The organism is Corynebacterium sp. HMSC072A02 (assembly GCF_001810085.1).
In the GTDB taxonomy this organism is placed as follows: Bacteria; Actinomycetota; Actinomycetes; order Mycobacteriales; family Mycobacteriaceae; genus Corynebacterium; species Corynebacterium hesseae.
Genome location: NZ_KV799847.1, coordinates 64,782 through 82,479, shown reverse-complemented (window position 1 = coordinate 82,479; position 17,698 = coordinate 64,782). Strand labels below are relative to the sequence as shown.

Sequence of the window (17,698 nt, the reverse complement as noted above, 5' to 3'; positions counted from 1 at the left end):
AGAGTGCTCCCTCAACTATCGTGGATAAATTTATAACTTCCCCAGCTTAGCCGTTGACCAGTGCTTGGGTCACATTCCGGACGAGGGTGGCACGGGGGACGTCGCCAAGCGGCACGGCGTGAAGCACCATCGTGGCGCCCGGTGTGGTGGTGGATAGCCACTCGCACTCCGGAAGCAGCGCGAGCACGTGTCCAAGGGTACCCGGGTAGTCATCGATTCTGAGCTCGAAGACGCCTCTGGTCCACATGGCGGTTGCAGGTCCCGGTACGAAATCGGGCAGCACGGTATAGGTTCCGGACTTATAAGACTGCACCAAGCGCTCCTCCACCGTCGCGAGATCGATGGCGCCGTGGAGCGCGCGGATATCGAACTCGCCGGCGTAGCCCTCCTCCGTGCGCACCAAGCGCGAGGACAGGATGTTCCATCCCAAGGCAGCGATAAGCGCTAGTGGACGCACAGCCTCCCGCTGGTAGCCGCCGCGCCACAGGACGGTGAAGCTATCATCCTCCGGGTTGTGGCGCAGGCCGATGTCGCGGTCAACGGCCACCAGCGGCCGCACCGGACTCAGGGCCTCCAGCTGCGCAAAAGCGCGGGCGCTGACCGCCTCGATTCCATTCTCGAGCCTGCGGTTCCACACGCCTGGGCCGGTGGATTCGGCATCGGTGCGGGCGAGCACGACGAGGAGCGCCAGGGTCAGGTAGTCATAACGCACGGCTTCGAGAAGCTCATCGCGGGCTTCGTCGGAGTAAGGGTCCGTGCGGGAGACGATGCGCGCCAGAGTCGTGTGCTCGGCCACCACGGTTTGCACGCGGGAGCGATCCGCCAGGTCGAGGCCGAGCTTGGCGGCAGCGCGCGCCACCATCTCCGCCCCCACCAGCTCGTGCGGGCGTCCGTAACCTTTGCCAATGTCGTGGTAGAGCCCCACCAAGAGCAGCAGATCGGGCCTCGCTACGGAGGTGCGGGCTTCGGCGCACCGAGCGACGGTAAGGATGGAGTGATAGTCCACGGTATGAGAGTGCGTGCGCTCCCGAGGCAGCATTCCGCGGATGTGCTCCCACTCCGGAACAACTCGCTCCCACAAACCATGGGCGTCCATCTCTTGGATAAGGCGCGGGGTATTGAGCGGCGAGGACAACAGGCTGAAGAAGGCATCCGTTGCTCCCGCGGGCCAGCGCTGCGGGAGGTCTGGCAGCTCGCGTAGTTGTTCCCAAACGTGGGCGGGCACGCTCCTGCCGGAACGGGCCGCAGCGGCGGCGACGCGCAGGAGCAGCCACGGCTCGTCGAGGTCTGCGGTGCGGGCGAGCCGGATTTCGCCGCCCACATCCACGACACCGATGTCGAGTGGCTTGCGGGTGCGGTTGTGGCTGCGCTTGGCCACCACTCCCCTAGCCGTCGCGAGCGCCCTCTCGACGGCCCTATCCACCGCCGCGGCGGCGGTGACGACGGCCGCTGATAATTCATAACGGTCGGCAAAGCCCAGTTCGTGTGCGATCTCCGCGGCGAATTCTGGGTCGAGGATGTCGCGGTGGCGGCGGGCGGTGACGTGGAGGAGCGTGCGGACGTCGAGAAGCAGGGCCTGCTCCTCCTCGAGCGCTGGGGCGTCCGCGAGGTTTCCTAGGGCGAGGGCCCGGAGGAATTGGATATCGCGCAGACCACCGCGCCCATTCTTGATATCCGGGTGGGTCATCGTGGCCAAGGTGCCGGAACGGCGCCAGCGCGCAATGGCGAGATCAACGAAGGCATCGAAATTGCTCTGCAACAGGCGGCGCCACGAGGCATAGACCTGGGCGCGGGTGGAATCCACCAGCTGCTTGTCTCCGGCAACGAAGGCCAGATCCAGTTGCGCGAAGCCGGCGGCGGGATCGGAACCGGCGATGGCGCCGAATTCGCGCGGGGTGCGCACCGCATAATCGAGCCGATACTTGGCGTCCCAGATGGGATACCAGACCTCGGAAACGACCTCCTCGGGCAGCTCCGTGTCATCCGGGTGAAGGAGGATGAGGTCGAGATCGGAAAATGGGGTCATCGCGCGGCGCGCGAAGGAACCGGTGGCTGCAAGCGCGCAGCCGGGCGGGAGCTGCAGGGACTGCGTGAGGTGCATCGCCGCAGCATAAGCGTCCTCACGCAGTTGAGCGGCCGTAGTCACGTGTTACAGGGCCGCCTCGCCGCGCTCGCCGGTGCGCACGCGGATGACGTCCTCAACAGGAGTGATCCAGATCTTGCCGTCACCGATTTTGCCGGTGTAGGCGGCGTCGACGATGGTGGATACGATGTCCTCCACCTGTTCGTCAGAGGTCACCACCTCGAGCTTGACCTTGGGAACGAAATCGGTGGCGTACTCGGCGCCACGGTAGACCTCACTGTGGCCGCGCTGCTGACCGAATCCTTGGGTCTCGGTCACCGTCAGGCCATGCACGTCGTGCTGTTCGAGGGCCTCGCGAATATCCGGCAGCGTGAACGGTTTGACGATGGCAGTGATGAGCTTCATCTGTTACTCCTTAGCTCCGGCGGTGTCGACCCGCGGCTGGACGGTTGGTGCAGGACTAATCCTAGCGTCGTGGGCGTGGCGGCGGTGCGACGCCACGGATTCGCGGAAATCATATGCGGTCTCGCGGTGCTCGCCCAGGTCGATGCCCTGCGCTTCATCCTCGATTCGCCAGCCCATGGTGGCGCGGATGAGGAGCGCCGCAAGCAAGGTGACGAGCCCCGACACCAGCATCGCCACAACCGCAATCAGCGTTTGAACGACGAGCAGCTTGAGCCCTTCAGTGAAGTGACCGGTGAGGATGCCGTTATCCGTAGCGAAGAAGGCTAGGCCAATCGTGCCCCACAGTCCTGCGCACAGGTGCACGCCGACGACGTCCAAGGAATCATCGAAGCCCCAGCGGTACTTCAGGCTGATGCACAGGCAGGCGATAATCCCGCCGAGGAAGCCGAGGGCGATGGAACCGAGCGGATTCAGTGTTCCTGCCGCCGGGGTGATGGCGACGAGGCCTGCGATAGCTCCGGATGCAGCGCCGAGTGAAGTGGCGGCACGGTCACGGATTCGCTCCACCAACATCCAGCCGAGCATCGCGGCGGCCGCAGCAACGGTGGTATTCAACCACGCCACACCTGCAAGGCCATCCGCAGCGAAGGCAGAACCGCCATTGAAACCGAACCAGCCGAACCACAGCAACGCGGCGCCGAGCATCACCATCGGGAGGTTGTGCGGCCTATCGACGTGCTTCGGGAAGCCCGCGCGCGGGCCCACGACGATGGCCAGAACTAGGGCAGCTGCGCCGGCAGAAATGTGCACGACGGTACCGCCCGCGAAGTCGATGGGAGCGATGAGCGCCTCACCTTTCGAGACACCGAAGAGCCACGCCGCGAGCGAGCGCGGGGCGTGGGAGAGAATTCCCCCGCCCCACACCATGTGGGCGAGCGGGAAGTAGGCGAAGGTTACCCAGATACCCACGAAGGTTAACCAGGCCGAAAACTTCACGCGGCCGGCGATGGCACCGGAGATAATAGCCGTCGAAATAATGGCGAAGGTGGCTTGGAAGCCGATATCGATGACGGCGGGGTAACCAGAACTACCAAGGAGATACTCGTTGGAAGGTCCTGCAATCTGGCCACGCAAGCCCCACGCTTCAAACGGGTTGCCCACGATACCTGCAAAAGAGCTTCCGCATAGGACATGGACCAGCCCCACAAGACATAGAGCACAGGCACAAGCGCGAGCGCGCCGAAGGACATCATCATCATGTTAAGGACATGGCGATTGCCCGCCATTCCACCATAAAACAACGCCAATCCCGGGGTCATGAGCAACACCAATGATGCGCTGACCAGCAGCCACGCTGCATCACCGGAAGAGAATGCATCAGGAGTCATACTTCAACTAACCTCTTTTCTATAGATTGATAGATACAGTTCTCAAAATACCTGTAGGCCTATAGATTTAGGAAGAAGGATGAGTCCTAGATCACATTTGGGATCCAAAAAAGCGGCGAGAACATTGTTGCCCTCGCCGCTCACTTCAACGTGCGCCCTAGATTTCCTCCTCGGACGCTTCCACGGTCTGCGCTTGCTGGCGCATACGTTTGGCGTACTTCACATCCGTGACGGTCACGCCGTAGATGGAACGGCCCATGTAAAAAGAGCCCACCGAACCGATGATCCACACGCCGAAACAAGCAATGAGGACACGGACCAGCGACCACAGCGAGAACCCGTTCTCGGCAAAGTCAACGACCAGCTTCGCCACGAGCAGAAGAGGAACGGCCAACCCGACCGTCGGCCCCAGTAGGTTGACTCGAGTCAGAGCATCGGGCGCGCGCCACAAAGCGATGGCCGTCGCGATAACCAGGACCGTGGCCACAACCAGCAAAACCGAAGCAATAATCTCCGCGATAGTCATGGTTTTACCTCCTGCCCTTCGAGATGATGCGCGCCATCGACAACGTCGGCAGCACGCCGGCCGCGATGCCCGCGAGCATCGCGATGTCGTAGACGATGGACGCGTGATTGGTCATGGCCCATGCAAAGTACATGCACATCATGCCGTAGAAGACCATGTCACTCATCACGGTGCGGGTGAGCTCATCGCGGGAGCGCAACGCCAGCACCAACGCTGAGCACACCGATGCGCCAATGAGGAACACACAGACAAAGACAACCCATTGAAAGGCGCTCATCGAGGAAAAATCAATCACTTCTTATCATCCTTTCGGGCGTCCTTGCCCGGCACGACCTGACGCAGCGGCCACACGGAATACTTCTCCACGTCGTTCGCCGCCAACGGGGTATCGTCCGCCTTCGCGATATCGGGGGCGCGCATATGACGGCCCAGCGTATCCAGCGGATACTCGTAGAACGTTGGGGCGAGCTCCTCCGTCGGTCCCTGGCCAGGCACGCCATAATCGATGCCCTTCACTCGTGGTGCGAGGCGCTCCTCCATGTCCGCGAGGTCCGCCATGACGCTGGCCGGGTCATCGCCCATCACGGCTTGAACCAGCACGATGCGCGGAAGGCCTTCGGCAACCGGCTCGCGCAAACCCAACGACAAGGTGCCCGGCGTTGCGGTAATGGACGAGGTGAACCAGAAGATCTCCCAGGCGCTCGTCACACGCAAGGGGTACCGAAGCACCACTGGGCGATAGTTGTTATGCGGCTTGAAGGATTCCATGGCGAGCGAAAAGCCCGCGACGAAGATCTCTTTAATGAGCCACAGCGCGTAGACAACTGCATGCACAGCACTCTTCATTTAACGGCCCTCCTGAAGGGAGTCGATATCGGGTAGGGCTACGGGGTCGTCGCCAAGCACTGCGTGTGCGTAGGCCTCCGTGTCCAACAAATCCTCCGATGCCTCCATGGTGACACTGATGACCGGCCCGGACAGGATGAACATGGTCAGCGAGCCCAAGATCAACGCCGCCGAGGGAGCCATCAGCTTCTTGCGAATCACAAGTTCATCGGGCACCTTCTCCTTGGGCAGGTCCTTGCCCCAGAAGACGCGGCGCCACACGCGCAACATGGCCAGGAACGCTGCGAAGGAGGCGATGATAATCACCGCGATAACGGTCCAGGCCCATCCCCCGCCGGTACGGGCGATTTCCGCGACGATGAGGACCTTGCCCCACATACCGGAGAAAGGCGGGAAGCCCACGACGGAGAAGGCACCGGCGGCGAAGATCCACGCGATAATCGGATCACGGCGCGCCAAGCCAGAAAGCTTGTTGAGCCTGCCCGTACCGTACGTCTCCTCGATGGCACCGGAGGCCAGGATGAGGGAGCCCACCGTGAGCATGTGGTGAATCGTGTAGAGAATACCGGCAGCCAACGCGCGCTGCGCATCGTGGGTAGTGAAGGCCATCATCACGAGGATGAAGGGCATACCGTTGAGCATCTGGTATCCCAGCACGCGGCGGATGGAGTTTTCAGCCAAGCCGCCGAAAGCACCAACCAGCATGGAGATGATCATGATGACGATGATGAGTGTCCCCCACCGCTGGTCCATATCAAAGAGCTGCACCCACAGGCGGTAGAGCATGTACACCGCGACCTTGGTGTGCAGGCCAGAGAACAGGCCCATGACGGCAGCCGACGTACCCGGGTAGGTGCGCGGCAGCCACGACTGCACGGGGAACACACCGGCCTTCGCGGCGATGGCGATAACGATGATGCCGGAGGCCACCGTCACCGGACCGTTGCCGGCGGCAGCACCCGTCAGCGCTGCCAAGTTGACCACGCCCGTAACCGAATAGATATAGCCCACGCCGACCACAAGCAGCGTGGAGGCGAACAGGTTAACCAGCACGAAAGCGCGGCCTGCGGCCAAGCGCGACCACGTGCCCGACATCGTGATGAGGCCGTAGGACGGCAGCAACATGACCTCAATGAACACGAAGAAGTTAAAGAGGTCAGCGGTGAGCAGAGCGCCGCACACGCCGGTGATCAGGATAAGGGTCAGCGACGGGTAATAGCGTGACTTGGTCTCACCGCCAACGATGGCGAACCAGTTGGCGCCGAAGGCCACGATCATCGTCGTGATGAGCATGAGAGCCGAGAAGGTGTCGGCAGCAAAGGCGATACCCGCGTTGCCCACGTAATTGCCCACCGTGTGCGCCACCACGCCATTGTTCATGGTGTAGAGCAGCAGCGCGAAGGAGGCGAAGATGCCCACACCCGGGACGATGAGCATGATGGCATCGCGCACGCGGTGCCACGGCGCGAGCAGCGCCAGCGCCGCCGATACCAGTGGAACCGCTGGGAAGAGCGGAAGAAGAGCGCTTACAGTGTCATACATTTACTTCTCCCCCTCGTGGTCAAGTTCCTTCAGACGGTCCATCTTGTTGGCCGAACGCTGCAGAATCTCCCGGTTTTGGGTATCGCGGCCCAGCGTGGAGAAGGCGTGGTCAATGGTGTTGTCATCCACCGGTTCGACAACATCCGTGTCATCGTTGGCGCCCATCGCCGCCATGGTCAGCAGAATCGTGGAGGTGGCCATGGAGATCACCACGGCGGTCAGAACGAATGCCTGCGGCAGCGGATCCGCCATCTGGTCCGCCGGGACCTGCGACGGGAAGGACTCTCCGCGGTAGGAGTACACGCCGGTGGCCAAGAGCATGAGGTTGGCGCCGTGGCCAAAGGCCATCATGCCCAACACGATGTGGACCAAGCCGCGCTGCTGGATGAGGTAGACAGCGCTACCGATGAGCAGTGCAATAGTCAGTGCGAGGATCATGAATTCTTCTCCTCTGTAGCCGGAGTGTGGTGGGGCGAAGACGCGCGGTGGCGCGCCTCGGATTCATTGAGCAAGGCCAGTGGATCCGAGGATGGGTTGATGGATTCAGGGTACGGATCATCGATGTCCTCCATCACCACGCGCGGCGTGTTCGGCAGCGCCGAATCATCGTCGTGGACCCACGGCAGGAAGTCCCGCTCAGTACCCGGGCGCAAGTAGCCACCCAAGGCGTTGATGGCCATGGTGAGCATGCCCAGGACCGCCAGGTAGATACCCAGGTCAAAGATGAGCGACGTGGTCCAGTGCTGCCCCAGGGCGTGGCCGTGGATGGCAGTCAAGAAACCACCGGAGCCGTGCGAAGTCGGAATGTAGCCGATGAATCCAGCCGTCAGTGCGACGATGATGCCCACGCCGGTGAGGTGAATTGGGGTCATGCGGCCGAAGACGATCTCATCGGTGCCGCGAGAAAGATACGTCAGACCAATGGCCGCGCCCATAATGAGAGCAGCCGGGAAGCCACCGCCGGAAGCCTGGTGGCCGCGGTAGAACACGATGAAGGACATGACCACCAGAATCGGGATGGCAATGGAAATTCCCTTGCGCAGCGGAACCGAGTTGAGCTGCGACTGGCCGAACGGTGCCGGACGCGTACCGGAGGTGAACGGGAAGCGAGGCAGCGTCGACGTGACCGCGGCAATCACCACGGCGGCCATGCCAAGCACCGACAGCTCACCCAGGGTATCGAGTGCACGGAACTCCACGATGATGGTGGCCACAACGTTATCTCCGCCAGTGATGTCCGGGGCGTTATTGAGGTACCACATGGACAAGTCGGAGCGCTCGTGGCGGCCCATCAGCGCCCACACACCAAGGAATGCGGTGATACCCGCGAGCACCGCCACCACGATGGAGCCAACCTTGCGGTTGGTGTTCTGTACCGGGTGGAATTTCTCCGGCAGGTAGCGCAGGACCATCATCATGACGATGACGGACAGCGCCTCCACCGTGAACTGAGTCAAGGCAACGTCCGGTGCACCCAGCAGGAACATCTGCAAGGTCACGCCGGTACCCGCGGTACCAATCATGACCGCGCCCGTAAGACGGTTGCGGGTACGAACCAAACCAAACATCGACAGCGCCACGATGCCCAGCGGCAGCAGATCCCACGGGTTGTCCAGGCCATCCACGCGCGGGTTCAAGGCCACGCCGTCGACACCCGTCGACACCAGAGTGGAGCCCGCAAGAATGATGACGAGGAGGACAATCGGCAGGATGAGCTTCGACGGGTTGTGGGTATCCGACATGCGGCCGACGAAGCGGCCGAAGGCTGCGCACACGTCCTGAATCCACTTGAGGATTTGGTTACCAGTGCGCGGCAACAGTTGGCGCTCCTCCATCGCGGTCCACAGCGGCGTGCGGAAGAACAAACCGACGACGCCAGCGATGAGCACCACGACGGAAATAAACAGCGGGACGTTGAGACCGTGCCACAGAGCAAGGTGAGAATGCCCCTCCATGCCGATGGCCGCCACGACGTCATCAAGCGGCCCATCGAGCGCGCCCATGACGAAGATGATCGGCACCGACATCACGCCGGGAAGAGCCGCGGGCAGCCACAACCGCACCGGCGCCTCGTGGACCTTCGACATATCGCGCGGGCCGTCGAAGAAAGCACCAAAGATGATCTTGGCGGAGTAGGTAAACGTGAAGAACGCACCCACGCCCGCAACGATGAGCAAGAGCACCTGTCCGGCCGATCCGATGGGCGCGTCCTCGAAAGCGGTCAGCATGCCTTCCTTCGACACGAAGCCGAAGAGCGGCGGGACCGCGGCCATGGAGGCAGCGCCGATGAGCATGGAGCCGAAGGTCCACGGCATCTTGTTCCACAGCACGCCGAGGCGGCGGATATCACGTGAACCAGCCTCATGGTCAATCACGCCAATGAGCATGAAGATGGAGGACTTAAACAGCGCGTGTGCCAGCGTGTGCACGAGCGCCGCCGCGATGGCGAAGGGGGTGCCCACACCAATCGTGGCCACGATCCATCCCAGGTGGGACACGGTGGAATAAGCAGTCAGTTTCTTCAGGTCCGTCTTCTGCACGGCGAAGACCGCAGACATTACGGCGGTGCCCATACCGGCGACGATGAGCAGCCAGTTCCACGCCGCAACGTCGTGGAAGATGGTGGAGAAACGAATCAACAGGTACACGCCGGCCTTGACCACGGCCGCCGCGTGCAGGAAGGCCGAGACCGGCGTGGCAGCCGCCATGGCCTCAGGCAACCAGAAGTGGAAGGGGAACTGCGCGGACTTGGTGAATGCCGAAGCTGCAATGAGAATGGCAACTCCGGTGGTTAAGCCCGGGCGTTCCGCCCACACGTCGGAGGCGAGGATACCCTCAAGGTTCGTCGTCCCCGCTGCGGTTGCGGCAATCGCCACGCCCGAGAGCAAGGTGAGGCCGCCGATGAAGGTGAGGATCAGCGTGCGCTGCGAACCGGCCTCGCCGGACTTACCGCTGCGTGCGATGAGCATGAAGGACGCCAGCGATACCAGCTCCCAAGCCAGGAAGAGCACCACGACGTCGTTAGCCAGCACGAGCAGGAGAATCGACAGTGTAAACGCCGTCATCAGCACATAAAAACTGACGTTGCCTTTCCCCTTGGGCAGGTAGGCCGCAGAGTAGGTGAACACCACCGCGCCGATGACGAGAGCCAACATCGCAAAGAAAACGCCCAACGCATCGCCGCGGAAGGCGAGGTTAACGTCGACGCCAGGTGCAATGACATCACGCACCCACGTCACGGAATAGGACAGTTCTTCGCCACGGGCCAGTGCCGGAAATTCTTTAGCTAACAGTGCCGCGGCGATAATAAAAATGCCGGCTAGCGGGTAGCCGGCTGCGCGATCAGCAACCTTGACGGCTGCTGGTGCTAGCGCCACTGCGACAGCTGCGAGGAGGACGACATACAAGAGTGTCACGAAAGAGTAGCCTCACGAACCGTTGTTAGGGCTGTTTAATCAGCCTCACATAGACAGGACTGTCCTAGACTACCATTGTGACCTCCCCCAAAGCACATTTTTAATGGGACGAAGATGACGAAAGCGCCCCGCAAAGGAGGCGCTGCGTCTCGAAAGAACTTAGGTCTAGCCCAGAGATCTATAAGGTCTTACTTCTCCCCCAGCAAGGCATCAACGAAGCCTTCAACCTCAAACGGTGCGAGGTCATCTGCGCCCTCGCCGAGGCCCACGAGCTTGACCGGCACGCCGAGTTCCTCCTGTACCTGGAAGACGATGCCGCCCTTAGCTGTGCCATCGAGCTTGGTCAGGACAACGCCGGTGATGTCGACGACATCGCGGAAGATGCGGGCCTGGGTCAGACCGTTCTGCCCCACCGTCGCGTCCAAGACGAGCAAGACCTCATCGACGTCCGTCTTCTTCTCTACCACGCGCTTGACCTTGCCCAACTGGTCCATGAGGTCCACGGAGGTGTGTAGACGGCCAGCGGTGTCAACAAGAACGACGTCCACGCCTTGGTCAACGCCAGCGGCCACTGCGTCGAAGGCCACGGAAGCCGGGTCCGCGCCTTCCTTGCCGCGCACGGTGGTAGCGCCCACGCGGCGGCCCCAGGTCTCCAGCTGGTCAGCAGCTGCTGCACGGAAGGTATCCGCCGCGCCGAGCAAGACGTTGTGGCCCATCGATACGAGCACGCGGGCCAGCTTGCCGGTCGTGGTGGTCTTGCCGGTGCCGTTGACGCCGACGACCATGATGACAGCGGGTTTTCCCTCATTCGGCATGGCCTTGATGGAGCGGTCCATCTCCGGGTGGCCTACCTCGATGAGGGCTTCGCGCAGCATCGCCCGCGCTTCTGCCTCAGAGCTCACTCCGCGCTCCGCAATCTTCTCACGCAGAGAATCAGTGACCTGCATCGTGGACTTCGTACCCAAATCCGCCATGATGAGGGTGTCTTCGATTTCCTCCCAGGCATCATCATCGAGGTCACCAGCGGAGAGAATACCCATGAGGCCTTGGCCGATGGCGTTTTGCGAGCGCGACAGGCGCCCGCGCAGCTTGCCCAAGCGGCCGGCAGCCGGCGCAATATCCTCCTGCGGCTGGGCTGCCGGAGCCTCAACCACCTCAGCGTCGTCGGATACCTCTAGCTCCTCCGGCTCAGCTTCAAGTGCCGCGCTTGCCGACGCCGCCTGGGCCCCCGCCGCCGCGGCAGCCTCCTCTGCCTCTGCATCGGCATCGGCTTCTACTTCTTCTGCCTCTGCCGCTGTTTCTTCGTCGGCCTCAGACTGGACGGAAGGCTCCTTCTCAGCCGGAACCTCAGGTGCCTCCGGAGACTCCTCCTCTACCTTCGGGGCCTCGACTACCGGTTTCGGTTCGGCCATCTCCGGTTCAGCAGTCTCCGGTTCGGTGGCCGGGACAGCTTCCTCCGTGTCCTTCTCATCCTTCTCAACGGCAGCGACACCGGGTACGGCAGCACCAGCGGCTGCAGTGCCCGCGGCACCTGCCGCGACAACGCCAGCGGAAGAATCTTTCTCTTCTTCTACCTTTGCCGACTCCTTCTGTGCAGCCGGTTCCGGCGCGCTCACCGGCTTCGCGTCTGCGACGGGTTCCGGCTTCGGCTCTGCCTGAGACTTCGGCTCTGCCTCAGGCGTCGGTCCTGCCGCAGGCTTCGCTGCCTTCGGTGTCTCCTCCTCACCCTTGAGCTGAGCGTTCGCTAGCTCGGTGGCATCACGCTGCTCAGACTTCTTCTCCGCTTGCGGCTGAGCTTTGGGCTCGGCCGGTGTGGGCTCCTCAGTCTTAGCCGCAGGCACAGGTTCCTTGGTAGCGCCGCCGCCAGCCGGGGCAAAATTAAAACCAGACTTAGCTTGGTAGTTGCCGGACTTCTGTTGCTGGGTCAGCTCCTTAGGCTCCTCCGCAGGCTTTTCGAAGGAAACCTTCTTTGACTCGCCGCGCTTCTTGCCCAAGACAACGAACAAGACCACGAGCAGAATCAGGACGATGACTGCTATCGCAATCCACATAAAAGTAGTATTCATGCCCTCCATAGTGCCAGGGTTGTCCACATCCGGCACGATAAGGAGGGTGAAAAGTGCTGGGCGCAAGCCCCACCCTAGCGCGGGGCATCCACGCCGAGACGTGTGGCGTCCTCCGCCGCCTGTGCTGTGCCCGGCGCCTCACCAGCACGGGACATGCGCTGCGAAATCACGCGCGTCACGCCATCGCCGCGCATCGTCACTCCATAGAGCACGTTGGCTACGTCCATCGTCGGCTTCTGGTGGGTAATGACGATGAGCTGAGAATCCTTACGCAGCTCCTCGAAAAGTGCGATGAGGCGGCGCAGGTTGACGTCGTCAAGCGCGGCTTCCACCTCATCCATGACGTAGAACGGTGAGGGACGCGCACGGAAAATCGCCACGAGCATAGCCAGGGCCGTCAAGGACTTCTCGCCGCCCGAGAGCAGTGACAAGCGCTTCACCTTCTTACCCGGCGGGCGGGCCTCCACCTCGATGCCGGTGGCCAGCATGTCATCCGGCTCCGTGAGGATGAGACGACCTTCGCCGCCCGGGAACAGCGTCTGGAAGACCTTGGGAAACTCCGCTTCCACGTCATGCCAGGCATCCGTGAACAGCTGCAAGATTTGCGCATCCACATCTTCGATAACGCCAGTCAGATCCTTGCGGGCCTGAATCACGTCATCTAATTGCGTGGACAGGAAACTATAGCGCTCCTCCAGAGCCTTGTACTCCTCCAAGGCCAACGGGTTGACCTTGCCCAAGGAGTTGAGGTCCTTCTCGGCTTGCTTCAACCGCTTGGTTTCGGCGGAGCGATCGAAGTCCTCACCCGGTGTGTACTCCTTGAGCAGGTCGGGGATAGCAATGCCGAGCTGCTCCACGATCTTGCCCTCGGCCTCATCCACCCGCACTTGGGCCTGGCTGCGGGCAATCTCAGAGTTATGCGCGGAGTCGGTCAGGCGATCAAGCTGCTGGCGGGTCGAGGAGACCGCCTGCTTCGCCGATTGTGCACGCCCCTGCAGCACGCCGCGCTGGGTGACCAGCTCATCGCGTTCCTCGGCGGCCCGCTCGAGTGCCTGCGCGGTCCGGGCAGCCAAATCTTGGGCATGCTTGTCGACAGTCCCCGCCAACCGCGCCTGTGCTTGCCGGCGGGCCATCGCCTGGTCGTGGCGGGCTTTGGCCTGGCGTTCGTGCTGGGCTTGGCGCCGCAGGGCCTCTCCCCTGCCCGCTGCTTGGCCGACCTTTTCCTCCGCACTGCGGGCCGCCATCTGGGCCTCTACCTCCATGGCCTTGACCTGTTCCAGGGCCGTCGAGGCAGCATCGCGTTCCACCGAGGAGGGTTCATCAGCCTGCTCTTCAGCGTCCACGCGCGACAAGCGGTCACGCGCCTCCGCCAGTTCTTCGCGCAGGCGGGCTAACTGCACCTCGATATCCGTGGCGCGGGCGGCGGCTTTTTCATGCTCAGCCTTGTTTGCCTCGTACTGCTTGAGCAAGCGCTGGTGATCGCGCTTCCACGCTTCGAGTTCGTGATCGTGCTCCCGCAGTGCGGCCTTGGCACTCGCCGCACCTACGCGTGCATCGTCCGCCGCCAGCTTCGCGCCTTCGAGCGTGCCGGATAGCTCCTCCAGCTCATGAGTGGCTGATTCCAGTTGTTGCTCGGCCTCCGCAATCTGGCCGCTTACCTCAACGGTGGAGACGGCGCCTGTTCCTGCCTCCACCCAGCCTTCGCCGACGAGCAGGCCCTCAGAGGTCACAGCACGCAAGCGCGGATCCTCCGCAATAAGTTCACGGGCCGCGCCATAGTCATCAACCAGGACCACGTCGGAGAGCAACCGCGTCACCGCCGCCGATACTTCCGGGACCAAGACCATGTGATCCAGCAGCCAGCTCGCCCCGGAGGGCAAGTCCGCGTCAAGGCGCCAGGCTGAACCGGTGGGTTCCGCAGCGACGTCGATCAGCGGCGTGCGGCTCGCCTGCGCCAAGTCGCGCACGATGTCCCCGCTCACCGCGCCGGCTTGGGCCTCCGCAAAGGAACCGAGTGCTGCCGCAACGGCTGTCTCATAGCGAGTAGAAATGAACTCTGCGAGAGGTTTGAATCCCTCCCCCAGCTCGAGTGCTTCCGGAACGGTCTGGCCAAGGGTATCGATCCGAGCGCGCAAACTATAGACGGTACGCTCGTGCTCCCGCTGGGCATCACGCAGCTGCTCCAAGCGTTTATCGGCCGCGGCAGATTCGCTGGCCGCGCGCACATGCGCTTCCTCCAGCGGCTCACGCTCGGCAGCCAAGTGCTCCAGCTTGTCCGCCACCTCATCGGCTTCCGTCTGTGCTCCCCTAGTGCGCGACTTCGTATTCGCTAAAGTCTCTTCCTGACGCGCTAACTCAGACTCCGCGGAGCTGACCTGACCCGCCAAGTTCTCCTCGGCGGCGATGAGGCGAACCACGCCTTCACGGCGATCCGCAATGGCGCGCAGTTGCGCCATGTGTTCTTTATCAGCAGCCTCGAAGGCTTCCCGGCGCTCGGCCACTTCCTCCCGGATAGATTCCAAGCGCTCTGCAGCCTCTTCGGCCACGGCCAGCAACTCTTCGTGCTCCTCATCGGCTCGCTGGGCACGTGCCTCGAGCTCCTCCGGATCCTGGCCCGCGTAGGCCACCTGTGAGCCAACGTTGCTGGCGCGCTCGGCCGCGATGCGCTGCGTGGCAGAGATTCGCTCGCTGAGGGTCGATAACTCGAACCACAGCTTCTGCGCGGCCTCCGCGCGCGGCGTGACATCCCCCAACTCGGCCTCTACCTCAAGCTGGATCTCGGTCGCCTCTTCCAGCTGGGCTGTCACTTCCTCGACCTGCTCGGCGAGCACCGCCGCGCGTTTCTCAGCGTCATCGAATGTCGCGCGCAACCGCACCACACGGTCACCAGCAAGGCGCAGGCGGGCATCGCGCAAATCCGCTTGCACAGTGGCTGCACGTTGGGCGGCCTCCGCTTGGCGCGCCAGCGGCTTGAGCTGTTTGCCCAGCTCATCGGTCAAGTCCTGCAGGCGATCCAGATTGGCCTGCATGCCCGTCAGCTTGCGCTGCGCTTTTTCTTTGCGGCGGCGGTGTTTGAGCACGCCCGCGGCTTCTTCGATATAGGCGCGGCGATCTTCCGGGCGGGATTCCAGAATCTCCGCCAGTTTTCCCTGGCCCACGATAATGTGCATCTCCCGGCCAATGCCGGAATCAGACAGCAGCTCTTGGATATCCATGAGGCGCGCTTTCGCCCCATTGATCTCATATTCGCTCGCGCCATCCCGGAACATGCGGCGGGTGACGGAAACCTCTGAATACTCGATGGGCAAGGCACCATCGGAATTGTCAATCGTCAGTGTGACCTCTGCGCGGCCGAGGGCCTTGCGGTCCCCGGCACCGGCAAAAATGACGTCCTGCATCTTGCCGCCGCGCAGTGTCTTGGCGCTGCCTTCACCCATGACCCACGCGAGCGCATCGACGACGTTTGATTTACCTGAGCCATTCGGGCCCACCACGGCGCAGATACCGGGCTCGAATTTCAGGTTCGTCGCGGACGCGAAGGACTTGAATCCTTTGAGCGTGAGCGATTTGAGGTGCATTCGAATAAGTTTAGCGCTCGATGAAGCCCGACTCACCGCGCGGGGCGGCCCACTGCTCCACCACGGCGTTCACCACGCCTGGACGGTGGGTGGTCGACGGTTCTTCACGCAGCAAGGCCAGCAACTTCTCGCAGTCAGCACGCGGGCCTTCAGCAACCACCTGGACGCGTCCGTCCTGGAGGTTCGTCGCGTGCCCAGCCAGCCCTAGTTCGAGGGCGCGGGAACGCGTCCACCAGCGAAAGCCCACGCCTTGGACGTGTCCAAGAACGAAAGCTGTGAGGCGTTCATGGCCTGCAGAGGCTGCTGCCGTGTCTGCCATCTAGTACTCCCTCAAGTTTGTGCGGTCGCTCAAGTCAAATTCGTGATCGAGACGGCGACGGTCCTCCGCGCTGCGGCGCGTGACCGGATCCGTACCATCCCAGCACTCGACGTTGTGCAGTTCCGGCAGCATATCACGGTGGAAGACGGGATCCAGGCCCTTGCGGCGCTGCTCGTTGTAGTTCTTCAGCAGCTTGATAGCCACGCCAGACAGCGGCACGATGGCGCACACGTTGAGCAGAACCATGATGGCAGCGCCGGTATCGGCCAGGTCGAACACGGTACCTAGCGGGGCCACCGCACCGTAGAAAACAAAGGCCAGAACGATGAGACGGAAAGTCCACAGCACCCACTTCTTCCCGGAGAGGTACTCCACGTTGGACTCGGCAAGGTAGTAGTTGCCCAGAATCGAGGAGAAAGCCAGGAAGAACAGGATGAAGGTGACGAAGTGGATGCCCCACTCACCCACCACGCCGGAGAGCGCATTCTGGGTCAGCGTCACGCCCTCAATCGCATCAGAGCCGAAACGCTCGAAATCGGTGCCCAAGAGAATGATGAAGGCGGTAATTGTACACACCACCAGGGTGTCGAAGTACACGCCGAGGGTCTGCACCAGGCCCTGCTTAACGGGGTGGGACACCGTCGCCGTCGCTGCAGCGTTCGGCGCCGAACCTTCGCCCGCTTCGTTGGAGAACAAACCACGCTGGATACCTTTCAGCATCGCCATGCCCACGGTGGCACCGGCAGCTTCCCGGAAGCCAAAGGCAGAGCCCACGATCGAGACGACCATGTCCGGCACCTTGTCAAAGTTCACAATAACGACGATGAGACCCAAGATGAGATAGGCGCCCGCCATAAACGGCACGATAAACTGGGTCATCGAGGCGATGCGCTGCACGCCACCGATGATGATGAGCCCGGACACGGCGACGACTGCGATGCCCACGCCTGCCTTGAAGGCCGCGGAATCCTGGCCAAAAGAGGCCGCCAAAGAATCGGAAATGGCGTTGGTCTGGAACGCATTGTAGAACCAGCCAAAGGTAATGGCGATGGCCACGGAGAAGATGGTTGCTAAAGGCTTCCACCCCAGGCCACGGGACATGTAATAGGCCGGGCCACCGCGGTAGGCGTCCCCCTCACGCACCTTCCACAGCTGCGCCAGGGTCGACTCCACGAATGCTGTCGCACCACCCAGGATGGCGATGAGCCACATCCAAAACACCGCGCCGGGGCCACCCACGGAGATAGCCACGGCCACGCCTGCAACGTTGCCGGTGCCCACACGAGAGGCCGCTGAAATGGTAAATGCCTTGAAGGCAGAGATTCCGCCATAGTCGGCATCCTCATCGACGCCGACGCCCTTGGGCTTCTCGACGACCGCCTTGAACATGTCCGGCACCATGCGGACCTGCACCACGGCGGTGCGGATGCCGAAGAAGAGGCCCGCGGCGATAAGCAGCCATGGCAGGACATAGGACCACAGGCTGTCGTTAATGACACCAATCACGGTGCTGAAGATTTCTTGCATGG

Annotated in this window: 12 protein-coding genes and 1 pseudogene; all 13 read right to left on the bottom strand. The window is 62.3% G+C overall.

The window, feature by feature from the left end; translation table 11 throughout:
• Positions 1–46 precede the first annotated feature (46 nt).
• The 13 genes and pseudogenes from HMPREF2698_RS05595 to HMPREF2698_RS05535 all read right to left on the bottom strand — a co-directional run bounded on the left by HMPREF2698_RS05595 (position 47) and on the right by HMPREF2698_RS05535 (position 17,696).
• Positions 47–2,146 (bottom strand): [protein-PII] uridylyltransferase, encoded by a 2,100-nt coding sequence (locus tag HMPREF2698_RS05595; protein WP_070562762.1) that lies wholly within the window; start codon positions 2,144–2,146, stop codon positions 47–49.
• 3 nt (positions 2,147–2,149) lie between these two features.
• Positions 2,150–2,488 (bottom strand): P-II family nitrogen regulator, encoded by a 339-nt coding sequence (locus tag HMPREF2698_RS05590; protein WP_070533220.1) that lies wholly within the window; start codon positions 2,486–2,488, stop codon positions 2,150–2,152.
• A 3-nt stretch (positions 2,489–2,491) separates the two neighbouring features.
• Positions 2,492–3,876, bottom strand: a pseudogene (locus tag HMPREF2698_RS05585) (ammonium transporter).
• A 157-nt stretch (positions 3,877–4,033) separates the two neighbouring features.
• A complete protein-coding gene (locus HMPREF2698_RS05580) occupies positions 4,034–4,402 on the bottom strand; it encodes a Na+/H+ antiporter subunit G (protein ID WP_070519999.1) in 369 nt (122 codons plus the stop codon).
• A 4-nt stretch (positions 4,403–4,406) separates the two neighbouring features.
• Entirely contained in the window at positions 4,407–4,679 is a 273-nt protein-coding gene (locus tag HMPREF2698_RS05575) for a cation:proton antiporter (protein ID WP_029158995.1), read from the bottom strand.
• A 14-nt stretch (positions 4,680–4,693) separates the two neighbouring features.
• Positions 4,694–5,248, bottom strand: coding sequence for a monovalent cation/H+ antiporter subunit E (locus HMPREF2698_RS05570; RefSeq protein WP_070519997.1), 555 nt, complete (start codon positions 5,246–5,248; stop codon positions 4,694–4,696).
• Positions 5,249–6,790 carry a monovalent cation/H+ antiporter subunit D family protein gene (locus HMPREF2698_RS05565; RefSeq protein WP_070519994.1) on the bottom strand — a complete coding sequence of 514 codons (1,542 nt, stop codon included), beginning with the start codon at positions 6,788–6,790 and terminating at the stop codon, positions 5,249–5,251.
• Positions 6,791–7,228 carry a sodium:proton antiporter gene (locus HMPREF2698_RS05560; RefSeq protein WP_070519992.1) on the bottom strand — a complete coding sequence of 146 codons (438 nt, stop codon included), beginning with the start codon at positions 7,226–7,228 and terminating at the stop codon, positions 6,791–6,793.
• Complete coding sequence (locus HMPREF2698_RS05555; protein ID WP_070562759.1) at positions 7,225–10,206, bottom strand: DUF4040 family protein; 2,982 nt, start codon at positions 10,204–10,206, stop codon at positions 7,225–7,227. The genes HMPREF2698_RS05560 and HMPREF2698_RS05555 overlap by 4 nt, the downstream gene beginning before the upstream one ends.
• A 188-nt stretch (positions 10,207–10,394) precedes the next feature.
• Positions 10,395–12,272 carry a signal recognition particle-docking protein FtsY gene (ftsY, locus tag HMPREF2698_RS05550; protein WP_070563158.1) on the bottom strand — a complete coding sequence of 626 codons (1,878 nt, stop codon included), beginning with the start codon at positions 12,270–12,272 and terminating at the stop codon, positions 10,395–10,397.
• A 74-nt stretch (positions 12,273–12,346) separates the two neighbouring features.
• Complete coding sequence (smc, locus tag HMPREF2698_RS05545) at positions 12,347–15,850, bottom strand: chromosome segregation protein SMC (RefSeq protein ID WP_070562756.1); 3,504 nt, start codon at positions 15,848–15,850, stop codon at positions 12,347–12,349.
• 10 nt (positions 15,851–15,860) lie between these two features.
• Positions 15,861–16,169: an acylphosphatase gene (locus HMPREF2698_RS05540; protein WP_070445466.1), complete on the bottom strand. Its 309-nt coding sequence runs from the start codon at positions 16,167–16,169 to the stop codon at positions 15,861–15,863.
• Positions 16,170–17,696, bottom strand: a complete 1,527-nt coding sequence (locus tag HMPREF2698_RS05535; RefSeq protein WP_070562754.1) for an alanine/glycine:cation symporter family protein — start codon at positions 17,694–17,696, stop codon at positions 16,170–16,172.
• Positions 17,697–17,698: the final 2 nt, after the last annotated feature.